Here is a 15,395-nt window from a genome sequence, read left to right as displayed (position 1 = left end):
TTCCTGGGGGCGCGGGGAACTGCGCGACCAGCCACGACGCCGCCGCAGACACCACCCGGCCCGTCACCGCCCCGACAGCGGAGCGCCTACGCATTCCTGCGCCGCCGCGCCTGCCAGACCCCCGCCGCACCCAGCACGGCCACCACCGCGATCCCGGCCACCAAGCCCAGCGACGGGCCGCCGCCCGAGCCGTCCGAGGTCTCCTTGTTCCGCTCGGCGGCCGACGACGACTCACCCCCGGCCACCTGCTCCCCGCACCCCTTCGCCGGATACCCCGAGATCGCGCACAACAACGCGTTCGTGTCGTACCGCAGCGGCTTGGCCACCGAGGCCAGGGCCTCTGCCGTGGTCGCGTCCGGGGACACCCGCGCGCACGCGGTCCGGCGAGCCGGCGGGGCCTCGCCCGACGGGGCGTCCGCCGCCGTACCGAAGTCGATGACCAGAGCCACCCGCTTCGTGCCGTCCCGCGGGGGCGTGCGCGCGCAGATCACGGCGAACTCGGCGGCGCCCCTCGGCCGGGCGGCGTCGTCCGAGTCCTCGCTGACGGCGAAGCGGAAGCCCTGGACGTCACCGTCGGAGGGGCGGGCGAGGGACGGGCCCTGGGTCGCGTACGTCCACCGTTCGCCGTCGCGGTGCCAGAAGGACCAGTAGCGGTAGCCGGTCGCCTGCGCCTGGACCGCGCCGGTCAGGACGACCAGCACGGCCAGGACGAGCGGGAGAGCGCGGCGGATCACGGTCACGTCACTTGCCCTTGTTGCGGCCGCTGAGCAGGAAGCCGATGCCGATGCCGACGACCAGGAAGATGCCGACGTACCACCAGACGCCGAACGGGCTGTCGCCGTCGTCCTCCTTCTCCTCCTCGGAGGGCTTCGCCGACGCCGTGACCGTCGCGTTCGGCGCCGACCGCGGCGCCGGACCCGTCGCGTTGAGCTGCTTGACGAGGTCCGTGTCGCCGAAGTCGCGCGGATCGGTGCCGGTGGCGTGCGCGGCGAAGATCAGCTGGGCGTAGGCGGCGGGACCGCTCTGCTCGGCCCAGGCGGCGTAGTGCCCCTCAAGCCAGACCAGGATCTCCCGGCCCCGCTGGGTCAGTCCGGCGGCGGAGAGCGCCACCACTGCGTCGGCGGTGTTGCCGTAGTCCGGCTGGTCCTTGGCGCCGGGCAGCACGGACTTCAGGTAGCCGGTCCCGCTCAGGTCGCGGGCGAGGTGGACGGCACCGTTGAGGGCCGCGTCGGCGGGCGTCGGGGTCTTGCCGCCCAGGCACTTCCGGGTGCTCGCGGGTGCCTTGCCCGCGGTCGCCACGAGCCCTTGGCCGAGGACGCCCACCACGCCCGCGGCGGTCGCGTCGGCGTTGGCCGCCAGCGAGCCCTTCTTGTCGGGCTGGAACGCGAACGCCCCCGCGTCCTCGTCGCCGCACGGCAGGGACAGCTTCAACAGGGCGTCGTACGGCGACTTGCCCGCCTTGCGCACGTCCGCGGGCTTCTCGCCGACGGCGGCGAGCGCACCGACCACGACGGACGTCGAGTTCGCGTCACTTGCGCCGCCCGGCATGTACCCCCAGCCGCCGTCCTCGTTCTGCACGGACTTCAGCCAGTCCACCGCCTTGCCGGCCGCCGTGTCGTGGCCGCCGAGCGCGGCGAGGGCCTGGACGGCGGCGGCCGTGTTGTTGGTGTCGACCGGCGTCTTCGCGTCGCAGGCCTTCGAGACGTCGGCACGGAACGGCGCGAACCCGCCGTCGGCGCACTGCTGCCCGGTGAGCCAGTCCACGGCCTTCGCCGCCGGCTGCACGTCCATCGTGTCCTGGGCGAGCAGCGCGAGCGACTGGCGCCACACGCCGTCGTACGTGGGGTCCGTGGTGCCGTACAGCCCGGACGGGAGGGCGACGGAGGGCGACGGAGACGGGTCGGCGGCGAAGGCGGGCGTGACCGTGCCGATCACGGTGACGGCGGCCAGGACCGCGGCGCTGCGGCGGACGTACATGATCGGCGGATGCCCTTCCCTCAAGGGGCCGGGCAGCACAGGGGAGACCCCCGGGCGGCTCGGCTCCGTATACCTCGACGGTGCCGTGCTCCGGCGGGCTGCCGGGGCACGTGAGCCGGTCACGAATCCGTACGGGCGATCCGGCTCACCGGCCTGCTACGACCGGTTCACGGTTGCGGGTCAGCGCCGGATTTGCACCGGCTTCCCCCTGTACGGGTGTGATGGCGACGCGGCCACTCTACCGGCCCGTAGGGAAGCGGCTGAGGGGAGGCGGTGAGCGGCGGTAGGTTCGGCCGCATGGGGATCACCGAGGGTGCGGGGAGAGCGGGACGGCGGCTGCTCGGTTCGGGGCGCGCCTCCGACGTGTACGAGATCGACGCGGCGTGGGTGGTGCGCCACGACCGGGAGGGCTACGCCGACGGGCGCGCCGAGGCGGCCCTGATGGAGCGCCTGCGCGCGCACGGCTTTCCGGTGCCCCGCGTCCGGCTCGCCGACTGCACCCGCTCCGAGCTGGTCATGGAACGGCTCTACGGTCCGACGATGCTGGAGGCCTTCTTCGCGGGCCGGATAGATGCCCGCGAGGCGGGGCGGACCCTGGCCCGCCTCCTGCGACAGCTGCACACCGTCCCCGGCCGGGTCGTCCACCTGGACCTCCACCCGGAGAACGTGATGCTCACGCCCGACGGCCCCTACGTCATCGACTGGGCCAACGCGGAGGAGGGCGAGCCGGGCCTGGACTGGGGCATGTCGGCCCTGATCCTCGCCCAAGTGGCCCTGGCCGACGACCACTACCCCTCCGCCCCCGTCCGCGCGACTCTCGCGGGCCTCCTCACCGACCCGTCCGACCTCACCGAAGACGGCCTCACGGAGGCCCGACGGCGACGGGCCGCCAACCCGACGATGACGGAGCGGGAGATCGAAGTGCTGGGTGCGGCGGAGGAGTTGGTCCGGTCGTTCATGGCGTAGGCGGGCGCGGGGTCGGCCCGCCGAAGGCCAGGTGGAGGACCCGAGCGGACAGGAGCCAGGTGCCGTCCGGCGATCTGTGGAAGGTGTCGGCGTAGTGGCCCACCTGGACCGGCGGTCCCGGCGGGAGGAGTCCGCCCTCGTGGCCGTCGACGCGGTACGTCGTGAAGTACGAGGTCGCCGTCGCGGTGTCGGACGAGGTCACCGTGACCAGGATGTTGGACATGACGCGGCGCGAGAGGCGGTCGGCGGGGCGCGAGCCGAAGTACGCCCGCAACGCGTCCCGCCCCGAGACGAGCCGCTCGCCCGCCGGCCACTCCCAGGTGCCGTCCTCGGTGAACAGCTCGGCGACCAAGGACGGTTCGCCGAGGTCGAGGCGGTGGACGAAGTCGATGACTACGCGTGCGCAGGCACGCTCGGCGAGAAGGTGCTCCATGGGCGAGTACTCCATGGGCTGTATTAAACGGCGACGTACGTCACCGGCTCGCTCCCCGGCACCGCCTCCGCGTGCCCCAGCTTCACCAGTCGGCGCAGATGCGCCTCGGCCTCCGCGATGGCGATGTTCCGGGAGCCGTAGGGGATTTGGGCCCAGGGCCGGTTCCACTCCATGCGTTCCGCGAGCTGCCAGGGGGTGAGGGGTTCGGCGAGGAGGGCCTGGAGGTCGGTGAGGCGGGACTCGTGATGGGCCAGCAACTCCCGTACGCGGGCCGGTGCGTCGGCGAACGTGTGCTGGTGGGCCGGGAGGACCTCGGCGGGGGCGAGGCGGGCGACGCGTTCGAGGGAGGCGAGGTAGTCGCCGAGGGGGTCGGTGACGGTCGTGTCGTCGGGGTCCTCGTACAGGCCGATGTGCGGGGTGATCTCGGGGAGGAGGTGGTCGCCGGAGAACAGGCGGCCGTGACCGGGGAGTCGGGCCGGGTGTTCCTCCTCCAGGTGCAGGCAGACGTGGCCGGGGGTGTGGCCCGGCGTCCAGATCGCGCGCAGGCGGCGGCCGGGGAGGTCGAGGAGTTCGCCGGGGACGATCTCGCGGTCGGGGGCGGCGGGGGAGAGGCCGGGGAGGGTGCTCGGGCGGTGGGCGGTGCGCAACGGGGCCACGTGGGCCTCGGGGGCGCCGGCCGCGGTGAGCTTGGCCGCCATGTAGGAGAACCAGCGCCCCGGCCGGGTCGCGCGGGTGCGCCGTACGATCGCCGCGTCCGCCGCGTGCATCGCGATCCACGCGCCGGAGGCCTCACGCACCCGGCCCGACAGGCCGTGGTGGTCGGGGTGATGATGGGTGATCACCACGCCGTGGATCTCACCGGGCGCGGTGCCGCAGGCCGCGAGGCCCTCGGCGAGGGTGTCCCAGGAGGCCGGGTCGTCCCAGCCGGTGTCGACGAGGACCGGGCCGCGGTCGGTGTCGACGACGTACACGAGGGTGTGGCCGAGCGGGTTGTCCGGGATGGGGACCTCGATGGACTTCACGCCGCCGCCGTGGTCGTGCACCTGCGTCACCTGCGCCATGGGCTCCCCGATCGCCGCGACATGTTCCGGCCGTGAAGGACTCCCGGTCACTATAACTAGAACGGGTTTCGATGGGAGCCCGAGTCATCTACCAACAGCGCGGCGCGAGCGAGGAAGGGAAGTGCTCACAGGGGTTCCAGGCCGGCATCTCCGCCGGCTCGGCCCGTCTGATCCGCTCGGGGGTCCAGTACTTCCTGATCTCCTCCGGGCTCTTCGTCTCCCGATGCACGGAAACCCCGTTGCCGCGCGTCACGTCGTCCCAGGACGACCCCATCCACACGGCCCCGCTGACGGCCACCGCCATGGCCGAGGCGAACGCCGCCCAGTGACGTCTGCTCGCTGCCATCGCCAAATCCTTCCCCGTCCCCGACCCGGTCAGCGTAGGCGTGAGGTGTGTGCGGTCCGTGGACTCCTCGGGGTGGAACTGGTATCAGTTCCTGAAACAGCGTCAGAAACCAAGGAATCCGCTCCAGCTCCGCAGGAGGCGTCGGCCATGACCGAGCTCGTGGAACACGGACAGCTGATCATCGGCGGGGAGTTGACCGACCCCCTGGGCAAGGACGTCATCGAGGTCGTCTCGCCGCACACGGAAGAGGTCATCGGACGCGTCCCGCACGCCTCGCCCGCCGACGTCGATCGGGCGGTCGCGGTGGCGCGCAAGGCGTTCGACGAGGGCCCCTGGCCGCGGATGAGCCTCGACGAGCGGATCGAGGTCGTCACCCGCATCAAGGACGGAATCGCCGTACGGCACGAGGAGATCGCCCGCGTGATCTCCTGCGAGAACGGCTCCCCGTACTCCTGGAGCGTCCTCGCGCAGGCCCTCGGCGCGATGATGGTGTGGGACGCGGCGATCACGGTCGCGCGGAACTTCACGTACGAGGAGCAGCGCGACGGCGTCCTCGGCAAGATCCTCGTCCGCCGCGAGCCGGTCGGCGTCGTGGCCGCCGTCGTCCCCTGGAACGTCCCGCAGTTCGTCGCCGCCGCCAAGCTCGCGCCCGCGCTGCTCACCGGCTGCACGGTGGTGCTGAAGCCGTCTCCGGAATCGCCCCTCGACGCCTATCTCCTCGCCGAGATCGCCAAGGACGCCGGGCTGCCGGAGGGGGTCCTGTCCATCCTCCCGGCCGACCGTGAGGTGAGCGAGTACCTGGTCGGGCACCCGTCCGTCGACAAGGTCTCCTTCACCGGTTCCGTCGCGGCCGGCAAGCGCGTCATGGAGGTCGCGGCCCGCAATCTCACCCGCGTGACACTGGAGTTGGGCGGCAAGTCGGCGGCCGTCGTCCTGCCGGACGCGGACGTCGAGACGACCGTCGCCGGAGTCGTCCCGGCGGCCTGGATGAACAACGGCCAGGCCTGCGTGGCCCAGACCCGGATCCTGCTCCCGCGCTCCCGCTACGACGAGTTCGCCGAAGCCTTCGCCGCTGCGGCCGGCGCGCTGGTGGTCGGCGACCCGCTGGACCCGGCGACCCAGGTGGGCCCGCTGGTGGCACGGCGCCAGCAGCGCAGGAACCTCGACTACATCCGGATCGGCCAGGAGGAGGGCGCCAAGATCCTCACCGGCGGCGGGCGTCCGGCCGGGCTGGAGAAGGGCTGGTACGTCGAACCGACCCTCTTCGGGGACGTCGACAACTCCATGCGGATCGCGCGGGAGGAGATTTTCGGCCCCGTCATCTGCCTGCTGCCCTACGGCGACGAGTCCGAGGCCGTGAAGATCGCGAACGACTCCGACTACGGCCTGAGCGGCAGCGTCTGGGCGGCCGACACCGGGCACGGTATCGAGGTCGCGCGCCAGGTCCGCACCGGCACCTACTCGGTGAACACCTTCAGCCTGGACATGCTGGGTCCGTTCGGCGGCTACAAGAACTCGGGCCTGGGGCGGGAGTTCGGCCCCGAAGGCTTCGGCGAGTACCTGGAGCACAAGATGATCCACCTTCCGGCGGGCTGGGAGGCGTAGGGGATGGGCGACCGCTGGCACGTCGAGGTCGACCGGTCGGTGTGCATCGGCTCGGCCCAGTGCGTCCACCACGCCCCCGCCGGCTTCCACCTCGACCCCGCCCGCCAGTCCCACCCGGCCGACCCGGAGACGGACGCCAACGAGAAGATCCTGGCGGCGGCGGAGAGCTGCCCCGTCGAAGCGATCGTGATCACGGTGCTGGGTAGCGGGGAGCCGGTGTTCCCACCGGAGGAGTAGGGCGGAGCAGGACTGCGCCCGGCTGTAAAAAATGTCCCCTTTGGGGTGTTCTATATTGCCCCAGGGGTTATATCCTGGTAGTGGCCTACGGGACGAGTGAGGGAGTCCGAACCGGAGTAGCCGACTCTGGCAGGAAGCAGACGGTTTCCGCCGGTGCCGACGTCGACGGTCCGGGCTGAGAGGCCGGAAGGCAGCAGCAGGGCCGGAAGGCGACCCCCAGAACCTGATCCGGACAATACCGGCGAAGGGAACCCGTCTCGTAGGTTTTACCTGTGCCCTTCCGGGGCCGTCAGGTCGATCAGCCGGCACACCGTCTCGATGTCGATCTTCACCTGGGCGATCGAGGCCCGGCCCGACAGCCAGGTGATCAGGGCCGAGTGCCAGGTGTGCTCGATGACGCGGACGGCGGAGAGCTGCTCGGGCGTCGGGTTCTCAAGACCCATCGAGTCCAGGATGATCACCGTCGTCTGCCGGGAGACCTGGTCGACCTCGGGAGAGACGCTCCGGTCGGCGAAGGTCAGGGCGCGGACCATCGCGTCGGCCAGGTGCGGCTCGCGCTGCAGGGCGCGGAAGGCCCGCATCAGCGTCTCCGCCACCCGCTCCGCCGCCGTCTCCCCCTGCGGCGGCTTCTTGCGCAGTGTGCCGTGCATGTGCTCCAGCTGGTCCTGCATCGTGGCGACCAGCAGATGGATCTTGGACGGGAAGTAGCGGTACAACGTGCCCAGCGCCACCTGCGAGGACTCCGCGACCTCCCGCATCTGCACCGCGTCGAAACCGCCCCGGCTGGCGAGCTGCGCGCTGGCGTGCAGGATGCGTCGGCGGCGGGCCTCCTGCCGCTCGGTGAGAGGCGGTGAGGAGGGGCTCGCGCTACTGACTTCCGCAGGCATGGATCCCGTTCCGTGACAGTCGGTGAGGGTGAGTGACCGGACAGAGCATGCCAGTGCGTCGGTCGTGGCGTGAATCACCCGATCCATCGCTCACAGCGGCGCTACCTGCCGGTAGATTCAGAGCCTCTTGAACGATCAAGTCTGAAACTTGTTCTAGATTAGCGTCCCGCGTAATCTCGCGGGACACCGCAGGGAGAACGCAGGGAGAAGGGGGCCCGGAGTGACCGCTGAGGCCAGGGAGGCCGGGTCTCCACAGGACCCTGCCGCCGACGGCGAGCGACCGCTCGACATTGCGCTTCTCACCTATAAAGGGAACCCGTTCTGCGGCGGCCAGGGCGTCTACGTACGCCACCTCTCCCGCGAACTGGCCCGCCTCGGCCACCGCGTCGAGGTCATCGGCTCCCAGCCCTACCCGGTCCTCGACGAGGACGCGGAGTACACCGGCCGGCTGACCCTCACCGAACTCCCCTCCCTCGACCTCTACCGCCAGCCCGACCCCTTCCGCACCCCGGGCCGCGACGAGTACCGCGACTGGGTCGACGCGCTGGAAGTGGCGACCATGTGGACCGGCGGCTTCCCCGAGCCGCTGACCTTCTCGCTGCGCGCCCGCCGCCATCTGCGGGCCAGGCGGGGGCACTTCGACGTCGTGCACGACAACCAGACGCTGGGATACGGGCTGTTGGGCGACGTCGGCGCGCCCCTCGTCACCACCATCCACCACCCCATCACCGTCGACCGCCAGCTGGAGCTGGACGCGGCGCAGGGCTGGCAGCGGCGGATGTCCGTGCGCCGGTGGTACGCCTTCACCCGTATGCAGAAGCGGGTGGCCCGCCGTCTGCCGTCGGTGCTGACCGTGTCCGGCACGTCCCGCGCGGAGATCGTCGAGCATCTCGGCGTACAGCGGGACCGTGTCCACGTCGTGCACATCGGCGCGGACACCGACCTGTTCTCGCCGGATCCCTCGGTACGGCAGATCCCCGGCCGGATCGTGACGACCTCCAGCGCCGACGTCCCGCTCAAGGGCCTGGTCTTCCTCGTCGAAGCGCTCGCCAAGGTCCGTGCCGAGCACCCCGACGCCCACCTCGTCGTCGTCGGCAAGCGCCCCGAGGAGGGCCCGGTCGCGCAGGCCATGGAACGGTACGGCCTGGAAGGCGCCGTCGAGTTCGTCAAGGGCATCTCCGACGCCGAACTCGTCGACCTGGTCCGCTCGGCGCAGGTCGCGTGCGTACCGTCGCTGTACGAGGGCTTCTCGCTGCCGGCCGCCGAGGCCATGGCCACGGGAACGCCGCTGGTCGCCACGACCGGCGGCGCGATCCCCGAGGTCGCCGGGCGTGACGGCGAGACCTGTCTGGCGGTGCCACCGGGAGAGCCCGGGGCGCTGGCCGCCGCACTGACCCGGCTGCTGGGCGACACGGAGCTGCGCGACCGCCTGGGAGCGGCCGGCCGTGACCGCGTCCTGCGCAACTTCACCTGGGCCAAGGCCGCCGAGGGCACGGTGACCCGCTACCGCGACGCCATAGCCGACTCGGCGGGCGACGGCCCACGCCGCTCCGACCGGCCGGTCACTCCCCGCTCCGCGCACCTCCCGCCCGGCCCTTCCGTACAGGGCACACAGGGCGCACCGGCAAGGGGGACCGCCACCCCGCCAGGGCCCGGGGCTCCGCAGGCCGACGACCCCGCAGGCGTGACCCGGACCGCGAAGGACAGCGAGGTCGCACGCATGACCGAGGCCGCCTCATGAGCGTCGGCCGCGACCCCGGCACCAACGCCCCCCGCCCCGCCAACCGTTCCGACCGCGAAAGCAGGCCCACGTGCTGACCGTCGACTTCTCCCGGTTCCCGCTCGCCCCGGGCGACCGCGTCCTGGACCTCGGCTGCGGCGCGGGCAGGCACGCGTTCGAGTGTTACCGGCGCGGCGCCCAGGTCGTGGCGCTGGACCAGAACGGTGAGGAGATCCGCGAGGTCGCGAAGTGGTTCGCGGCGATGAAGGAAGCGGGCGAGGCACCGGACGGCGCGACCGCCACGGCGATGGAGGGCGACGCCCTCGCGCTCCCGTTCCCCGACGAGTCCTTCGACGTCGTGATCATCTCCGAGGTCATGGAGCACATCCCGGACGACAAGGGCGTACTCGCCGAGATGGTCCGGGTGCTGAAGCCCGGCGGCCGCATCGCCATCACCGTCCCCCGCTACGGCCCCGAGAAGGTCTGCTGGACGCTGTCCGACGCCTACCACGAGGTCGAGGGCGGCCACATCCGCATCTACAAGGCGGACGAACTGCTGGCCAAGATCCGCGAGGCGGGCCTGAAGCCCTACGGCACCCACCACGCCCACGCACTGCACAGCCCCTACTGGTGGCTGAAGTGCGCGTTCGGCGTCGACAACGACAAGGCGCTGCCGGTGCGGGCGTACCACAAGCTGCTGGTCTGGGACATCATGAAGAAACCGCTGGCCACCCGGGTCGCCGAACAGGCGCTGAACCCGCTGATCGGCAAGAGCTTCGTGGCGTACGCGACCAAGCCCCACCTGCCTCAGGTGGCCACCTCGTGACCACTCCCCGGACAGAACACCTCGTCCTGCCCGGGGTCCTCACCGCCGAGCAGGCCGCCGCGACCGTGGCGGGGATCCTCGCCGTGCAGCGGGAGGACGGGGCGATCCCGTGGTTCCGCGGGCATCACCTCGACCCGTGGGACCACGTCGAGGCGGCCATGGCCCTGGACGCGGCCGGTGAGCACACGGCCGCCGAGCGGGCCTACACCTGGCTGGCGACCCACCAGAACGAGGACGGCTCCTGGTACGCCGCCTACGCGGACGGGGCCCACGACGACGTCACCGACACCGGCCGCGAGACCAACTTCGTCGCCTACATAGCCGTAGGCGTCTGGCACCACTACCTGTCCACCGGCGACGACACCTTCCTGGACCGGATGTGGCCGTCCGTCTACGCCGCGATCGAGTTCGTCCTGAAGCTCCAGCAGCCGGGCGGACAGATCGGCTGGCGGCGCGACGACGACGGTACGGCGACCGCGGACGCGCTGCTGACCGGTTCGTCCTCGATCCACCACGCCCTCAGGTGCGCGCTCGCCATCGCCGAACAGCGGGAAGAGGCGCAGCCGGACTGGGAGTTGGCGGCCGGGGCGTTGCGGCACGCGATCCGCCGGCATCCGGAGCGGTTCCTGGACAAGGACCGCTACTCCATGGACTGGTACTACCCCGTGCTGGGCGGCGCGTTGACCGGCACCGAGGCCAAGTCCCGGATGGAGGAAGGCTGGGAGCGCTTCGTCGTCCCCGGGCTGGGGGTGCGGTGCGTCGTGCCCAACCCGTGGGTGACGGGCGGCGAGTCGGCCGAACTCGCCCTCGCGCTCTGGGCGATGGGGGAGTCCGACCGGGCCCTGGAGATACTCCAGTCCATTCAGCACCTGCGGGACGCGGAGAGCGGGCTGTACTGGACGGGGTACGTCTTCGAAGACGACGCCGTCTGGCCGCGGGAGCTGACCACTTGGACGGCCGGGTCGTTGTTGCTGGCCGTGGCGGCGCTGGGCGGGCATGAGGCGACGTGTGCGGTGTTCGGCGGGGAGCAGTTGCCTGCGGGGCTTGACCCGGATTGTTGCGCCTGAGGGCTCGGGGGGTTCGGCCGGCCGGCGGGTGCGGGTTGGCTGTGGCTGGTCGCGCCCACGCGGCGGAGCCGCACATCGATACAGTCCCGTGCTCCTTCAGGGCGTCAGTGCCGATGTACTCGATTGGCTATGGCGTGGCCCACGAACAGGTACACCACCGCCGCCAGGCCGTAACCGGCCACCACCCGCGCCCACTCCTCGTCGAACGTGAACAGGTCGTGCGACCATCCCGCCAGCCAGCGGGCCACGTCGTGGACGAACTGGACGAAGTCGTTGGCGCGGTTGGCGTCCAGTAGGTACATCAGGATCCAGAGGCCCAGGACGAGGGCCATGACGTCGGCGACGATCGCTATGACCGTGCCGGCCTGATTGGCACCGTTGCGATATCGAGGGGACATGCCCTGCGGGTAGCCCTGGAATCGCGGATGAAACCCGCCGTGCCGGACTATGAGTTGAGCTCGGCGAGCACCCGCAGGGTGTTCCGGTCGGGGGAGAGGACGAGCAGATCCGTCACCGGCCCCTTCCGCCACAACTCCAGCCGCTCGGCGATGCGTTCACGCGGCCCGACGAGGGAGATCTCGTCGGCGAAGGCGTCCGGAACGGCGCGCACGGCCTCCTCCCGGTGGCCCTCCAGGAACAGCCGCTGAATCCGCCGCGCCTCCTCCTCGTACCCCATGCGCGCCATGAGATCGGCGTGGAAGTTACGGGCCGCGTGCCCCATGCCGCCGATGTAGAAGCCGAGCATGACCTTGACGGGCAGGAGCCCCTCCAAGACGTCGTCGCAGACCTGGACCCGGGCCATGGGGGCGACGACAAAGCCCTCCGGCAGCTCGGCGAGCGCCGCCTGCCCGTACACCTCGGGCCTGCTCGGCGACCAGTACAACGGCAGCCAGCCGTCGGCGATCCGAACCGTCTGCGCGACGTTCTTCGGCCCCTCGGCGCCGAGCAGCACCGGGAGGTCGGCGCGCAGGGGATGGGTGATCGGTTTCAGCGCCTTCCCGATGCCGGTGGCGTCCGGGCCGCGATACGGGTGGGCGTGAAAGCGCCCGTCGAGCTCGACTGGTGCCTCGCGGCGCAGGACCTGCCGTACGACGTCGACGTACTCGCGCGTGGCGGTCAGCGGCGACCTCGGGAACGGCCGCCCGTACCACCCCTCCACCACCTGCGGCCCCGACAGCCCGAGCCCCAGCATCATGCGCCCGCCGGAGAGGTGGTCGAGGGTGAGGGCGTGCATGGCGGTCGTGGTCGGAGACCGGGCGGCCATCTGCGCAACGGCCGTACCGAGCCTGATCCTTGACGTCCGCGCGGCGATCCAGGTCAGCGGCGTGAACGCGTCGGACCCCCAGGACTCAGCGGTCCACACGGAGTCGTATCCCAGCCGCTCGGCCTCCTGCGCGAGGGGAACATGGTCCGCGGAGGGGCCGCGACCCCAGTAACCGAGTGCGAGCCCGAGCCGCATGCCGCCTCCTGACACACCGTCAGTTCTGCTTTGGCTTGCGACTGTACGACGACGGCCCCTCACCGGGAAGGGCGAGGGGCCGCTCGTACGGCTTCAGTTGCTGTGGTCAGCCGCGCTGGATGCCCGACGTGTCCTGGAGGACACCACGGCGACCGTCCTGCGTCTGCGCCACCAGGGCCGGACCGCGCTGCTCGACGGCCAGGTACCAGGTGCCCGGCGCGAGCTCGGCGATCGGCGTCGGCGAACCGTCCTCCGCGAACAGCGGCCGCGCCACGGGCACGGCGAACCAGAACGGCGAGAAGTCCGCGGCGGGCGCCTGCGGTGCCTGCGGCGCCTGGGGTGCCTGGGGTGCCTGGGGCTGCCCGCCGAACGGCTGCCCGGCCTGCGGCTGACCGCCGTACGGCTGCCCGGCCTGCGGCTGCTGAGCACCCGGGTAGCCGTAACCACCGGGGGGCTGGGCGCCGTAGGGCTGAGGGGCGGCGGGGCTGGGGGCGGGGAGGAGGGCGGCCTGGAGGGCGGGGACCAGGGGGGTGGCGATGCCGCCGCCGGCGATGATCAGGGCGGAGAGGAAGCCAAGGATGAGACCGGCTCCTGCCTCGATGCCGTCGGGGACGTCCACCAGGAACCAGAAGAGGATCCACGCGTCCAGAATGGCGAAGGCCGTACCGGTCGCACCGAGTTCCAGACCGGCCACCTTGCGCGGCTGCGGCAGGAGGCGGTTGACGACGATCAGGGCGGCGCCGATGATTCCGCCCAGGTAGGCGCCCATGCCGGTGTAGAGCTGTTCCCACGCGTTCGGAGTGTCGGAGACGCCTTCAGCGCTGTAGAAGCTGAGGAAAGACGCGATGAACAGCAACACCGCTGCTCCGATCACCACGCCGTCGCCTCGAGTGAGGGAGCGGATATTCACTTCAAAGGTCCTTCGTCGGTCGTCTCGTCGTCGGTAGAGGCGTCGCTGTCACCATGTCGCCGTCAGGCCCCGGTGTGAAGCGCGGGGGTGGCCCCTCATCGTAAGGACGACCTTATCGTCCGACCGACGAGGGTGTCCGCCTGGATCAGCCCATGGACCACTACCCGCGCAGGAAACTCACGATCCCTTCAGAGATCCCTTGCGCCGCCTTCTGCCGCCAAGCGCCACTGGTGAGCAACGCCGCGTCCTTGCTATCGCGCATGTTGCCGCACTCGATGAACACCTTGGGAACCGTTGACAGATTGAGACCGCCCAGGTCCTTACGCGTGACGAGACCGGTGCCGTCGCCGACGTAGTTGGAGGGAGCGCTGCCCGTGACCCGGACGAAGGAGCCCGCGATGCGCTCGCCGAGGTCGCGGGAGGGGGTGACGATGGGGCCGGTGTCGGCGGCGCCCGCGTTCACCTTGCCGGGGAGGATGACGTGGAAGCCGCGTTGGCCGGTGCCGGCTCCGTCGGCGTGGACGGAGACGACGGCATCCGCCTGCGCCTTGTTGCCGATCTGGGCGCGTTCGTCCACGCAGGGGCCCCACGAGCGGTCGCCGTCCTGGGTGAACCTGACCGTGGCGCCCTGCTTCTCCAGCAGGGTGCGCATGCGGTGGGCGACGTCGAGGGTGAACTTGGCCTCGCTGTAGCCGTCGTTGGTCGACGTCCCCGTCGTGTCGCACTCCTTCCAGTTCGTGCCGATGTTCACCTTGCGGTTGATTTCGGCCGTGTGCTGGAAGTTGTTCGGGTTGTGGCCCGGGTCGATGACGACGACCTTGCCCTTGAGAGGGCCGGAGGCGGGGGCGGACTCCGGGGTGGGGGTGGGGCCCGGGGGCTTGTCGTCGTTCGTGGCGGAGATGGTCGGCGCCGTGTCCGACGGCGTCACGGAGGACGGCCGTACGGCAGCGTTGCCCGAGCCGCCGCCGTCGCCGGGGCTGCCCACGGCCTCGTACACCACCCAGCCGAGCAGCGCCCCGGGCACCAGGGCGGCGAGCGCGACGGTCAGGGTTCGACGGCGGTTGCGGCGGGGCTGGGGAGGATCGAAGTCCGGGCCTACGTACGACACGCCTGCCACCTTACGGGCCGACCGCGGCCCGCGGCGGGAAGGCACGATCGGGCGGCGCCGGAGTTCAGACGCCTGCCCCCGTCCGCCGCAGCACGCGCAGCGAGCCCGTGACGGACACCTCGGTGAACGCGCCGGACTCCAGCGCCCGCAGGTACACGCGGTAGGGGGCCTGGCCCGTGAACTCGTCCGCCGGGTCCGGGAACACGTCGTGGATGACGAGCAGGCCGCCCTCGGCGACGTGCGGGGCCCAGCCCTCGTAGTCGGCGGTGGCGTGTTCGTCGGTGTGGCCGCCGTCGATGAAGACCAGGCCGAGCGGGGTGCCCCAGACCTTCGCCACCTGCGGGGAGCGGCCGACCAGGGCGACGACGTGCTCCTCCAGGCCCGCCGTGTGCAGCGTGCGGCGGAACGTCGGCAGCGTGTCCATCAGGCCGATCTCGGGGTCCACCGTCTCCGGATCGTGGTACTCCCAGCCCGGCTGCTGCTCCTCGCTGCCGCGGTGGTGGTCGACCGTGAGGGCTATCACCCCGGCCGCGCGGGCGGCGTCGGCGAGCAGGATCGTGGAGCGGCCGCAGTAGGTGCCGACCTCCAGGAGAGGGAGGCCGAGGCGCCCGGCCTCGACCGCCGCCGCGTACAGGGCCAGCCCCTCGTCCACCGGCATGAAGCCCTTCGCCGCCTCGAACGCGGCCAGGATCTCGGGCTTGGGTGACGGGGCCATGGGGTCCCTTTCGGTCGTACGGGTGCGTGGGGTGCTGGGTGCGCTGGTGTGCTGGGTGCTCATGGTGCACCAAAGCCC

Annotated in this window: 17 protein-coding genes and 1 riboswitch; of the genes, 7 read left to right on the top strand and 10 right to left on the bottom strand. The window is 71.4% G+C overall.

Features of this window, described 5'->3' with window-relative positions; translation table 11 throughout:
- Window positions 1-86 precede the first annotated feature (86 nt).
- Both ACZ4UU_RS03515 and ACZ4UU_RS03510 read right to left on the bottom strand, forming a co-directional pair.
- Entirely contained in the window at window positions 87-734 is a 648-nt protein-coding gene (locus ACZ4UU_RS03515) for an SCO2322 family protein (protein ID WP_468036413.1), read from the bottom strand.
- Between the two features lie 7 nt (window positions 735-741).
- Window positions 742-1,977 (bottom strand): prenyltransferase/squalene oxidase repeat-containing protein, encoded by a 1,236-nt coding sequence (locus tag ACZ4UU_RS03510; protein WP_468036232.1) that lies wholly within the window; start codon window positions 1,975-1,977, stop codon window positions 742-744.
- Window positions 1,978-2,094: 117 nt separating this feature from the next.
- Window positions 2,095-2,242, bottom strand: a riboswitch (cobalamin riboswitch).
- Between the two features lie 32 nt (window positions 2,243-2,274).
- On the opposite strand from ACZ4UU_RS03510, the gene ACZ4UU_RS03505 reads away from it, so the two are divergent.
- Window positions 2,275-2,943: a phosphotransferase gene (locus ACZ4UU_RS03505; protein ID WP_468036231.1), complete on the top strand. Its 669-nt coding sequence runs from the start codon at window positions 2,275-2,277 to the stop codon at window positions 2,941-2,943.
- Here the strand turns inward: ACZ4UU_RS03505 and ACZ4UU_RS03500 are convergent.
- Window positions 2,933-3,376, bottom strand: coding sequence for a nuclear transport factor 2 family protein (locus ACZ4UU_RS03500; RefSeq protein WP_468036230.1), 444 nt, complete (start codon window positions 3,374-3,376; stop codon window positions 2,933-2,935). The two genes, ACZ4UU_RS03505 and ACZ4UU_RS03500, sit on opposite strands and share 11 nt — an antisense overlap.
- Before the next feature lie 23 nt (window positions 3,377-3,399).
- Complete coding sequence (locus tag ACZ4UU_RS03495) at window positions 3,400-4,428, bottom strand: MBL fold metallo-hydrolase (RefSeq protein ID WP_468036412.1); 1,029 nt, start codon at window positions 4,426-4,428, stop codon at window positions 3,400-3,402.
- Window positions 4,429-4,508: 80 nt separating this feature from the next.
- Here ACZ4UU_RS03495 and ACZ4UU_RS03490 point away from each other — a divergent pair, with 80 nt between their 5' ends.
- From ACZ4UU_RS03490 to ACZ4UU_RS03480, 3 genes are all read left to right on the top strand, one after another.
- Entirely contained in the window at window positions 4,509-4,766 is a 258-nt protein-coding gene (locus ACZ4UU_RS03490; protein ID WP_468036229.1) for a hypothetical protein, read from the top strand.
- A gap of 164 nt (window positions 4,767-4,930) precedes the next feature.
- On the top strand, window positions 4,931-6,388 hold the full coding sequence (locus ACZ4UU_RS03485) for an aldehyde dehydrogenase (protein WP_468036228.1): 1,458 nt from the start codon (window positions 4,931-4,933) through the stop codon (window positions 6,386-6,388).
- 3 nt (window positions 6,389-6,391) lie between these two features.
- Window positions 6,392-6,625, top strand: coding sequence for a ferredoxin (locus ACZ4UU_RS03480; RefSeq protein ID WP_468036227.1), 234 nt, complete (start codon window positions 6,392-6,394; stop codon window positions 6,623-6,625).
- Between the two features lie 266 nt (window positions 6,626-6,891).
- Here ACZ4UU_RS03480 and ACZ4UU_RS03475 read toward each other — a convergent pair whose 3' ends face one another.
- Entirely contained in the window at window positions 6,892-7,512 is a 621-nt protein-coding gene (locus ACZ4UU_RS03475) for a TetR family transcriptional regulator (RefSeq protein ID WP_468036226.1), read from the bottom strand.
- A 220-nt stretch (window positions 7,513-7,732) separates the two neighbouring features.
- On the opposite strand from ACZ4UU_RS03475, the gene ACZ4UU_RS03470 reads away from it, so the two are divergent.
- The 3 genes from ACZ4UU_RS03470 (at window position 7,733) to ACZ4UU_RS03460 (ending at window position 11,125) form a co-directional block, all read left to right on the top strand.
- The gene (locus ACZ4UU_RS03470) at window positions 7,733-9,253 is read left to right on the top strand and encodes a glycosyltransferase family 4 protein (protein ID WP_468036225.1); all 1,521 of its coding nucleotides are present in this window, start codon (window positions 7,733-7,735) and stop codon (window positions 9,251-9,253) included.
- Window positions 9,254-9,323: 70 nt separating this feature from the next.
- Window positions 9,324-10,058: a class I SAM-dependent methyltransferase gene (locus tag ACZ4UU_RS03465; protein ID WP_468036224.1), complete on the top strand. Its 735-nt coding sequence runs from the start codon at window positions 9,324-9,326 to the stop codon at window positions 10,056-10,058.
- Entirely contained in the window at window positions 10,055-11,125 is a 1,071-nt protein-coding gene (locus tag ACZ4UU_RS03460) for a prenyltransferase/squalene oxidase repeat-containing protein (RefSeq protein WP_468036223.1), read from the top strand. The genes ACZ4UU_RS03465 and ACZ4UU_RS03460 overlap by 4 nt, the downstream gene beginning before the upstream one ends.
- Before the next feature lie 104 nt (window positions 11,126-11,229).
- Here the strand turns inward: ACZ4UU_RS03460 and ACZ4UU_RS03455 are convergent, their stop codons facing one another.
- From ACZ4UU_RS03455 to ACZ4UU_RS03435, 5 genes are all read right to left on the bottom strand, one after another.
- Window positions 11,230-11,523 carry a hypothetical protein gene (locus ACZ4UU_RS03455; protein WP_370257044.1) on the bottom strand — a complete coding sequence of 98 codons (294 nt, stop codon included), beginning with the start codon at window positions 11,521-11,523 and terminating at the stop codon, window positions 11,230-11,232.
- A gap of 47 nt (window positions 11,524-11,570) precedes the next feature.
- Window positions 11,571-12,584, bottom strand: a complete 1,014-nt coding sequence (locus ACZ4UU_RS03450) for an LLM class F420-dependent oxidoreductase (protein WP_468036222.1) — start codon at window positions 12,582-12,584, stop codon at window positions 11,571-11,573.
- A 106-nt stretch (window positions 12,585-12,690) separates the two neighbouring features.
- Window positions 12,691-13,461, bottom strand: a complete 771-nt coding sequence (locus ACZ4UU_RS03445) for a hypothetical protein (RefSeq protein WP_468036221.1) — start codon at window positions 13,459-13,461, stop codon at window positions 12,691-12,693.
- A gap of 193 nt (window positions 13,462-13,654) precedes the next feature.
- Window positions 13,655-14,602, bottom strand: a complete 948-nt coding sequence (locus tag ACZ4UU_RS03440) for an N-acetylmuramoyl-L-alanine amidase (RefSeq protein ID WP_468036220.1) — start codon at window positions 14,600-14,602, stop codon at window positions 13,655-13,657.
- Between the two features lie 64 nt (window positions 14,603-14,666).
- Window positions 14,667-15,317, bottom strand: coding sequence for a class I SAM-dependent methyltransferase (locus tag ACZ4UU_RS03435; protein WP_468036411.1), 651 nt, complete (start codon window positions 15,315-15,317; stop codon window positions 14,667-14,669).
- Between the last annotated feature and the right edge of the window lie 78 nt (window positions 15,318-15,395).

It is taken from the genome of Streptomyces sp. NPDC028907, assembly GCF_055564995.1.
Note: the sequence above shows the minus strand (reverse complement) of the source record. Positions and strands in the feature narration are given on the sequence as shown.

Coding starts and splice junctions, on each gene's coding strand:
- ACZ4UU_RS03450 (WP_468036222.1), bottom strand. CDS start 12,584: ATGCGGCTCGGGCTCGCACTCGGTTACTGGGGTCGCGGCCCCTCCGCG.
- ACZ4UU_RS03485 (WP_468036228.1), top strand. CDS start 4,931: ATGACCGAGCTCGTGGAACACGGACAGCTGATCATCGGCGGGGAGTTG.
- ACZ4UU_RS03490 (WP_468036229.1), top strand. CDS start 4,509: ATGGGAGCCCGAGTCATCTACCAACAGCGCGGCGCGAGCGAGGAAGGG.
- ACZ4UU_RS03505 (WP_468036231.1), top strand. CDS start 2,275: ATGGGGATCACCGAGGGTGCGGGGAGAGCGGGACGGCGGCTGCTCGGT.
- ACZ4UU_RS03475 (WP_468036226.1), bottom strand. CDS start 7,512: ATGCCTGCGGAAGTCAGTAGCGCGAGCCCCTCCTCACCGCCTCTCACC.
- ACZ4UU_RS03435 (WP_468036411.1), bottom strand. CDS start 15,317: ATGGCCCCGTCACCCAAGCCCGAGATCCTGGCCGCGTTCGAGGCGGCG.
- ACZ4UU_RS03480 (WP_468036227.1), top strand. CDS start 6,392: ATGGGCGACCGCTGGCACGTCGAGGTCGACCGGTCGGTGTGCATCGGC.
- ACZ4UU_RS03455 (WP_370257044.1), bottom strand. CDS start 11,523: ATGTCCCCTCGATATCGCAACGGTGCCAATCAGGCCGGCACGGTCATA.
- ACZ4UU_RS03500 (WP_468036230.1), bottom strand. CDS start 3,376: ATGGAGCACCTTCTCGCCGAGCGTGCCTGCGCACGCGTAGTCATCGAC.
- ACZ4UU_RS03510 (WP_468036232.1), bottom strand. CDS start 1,977: ATGTACGTCCGCCGCAGCGCCGCGGTCCTGGCCGCCGTCACCGTGATC.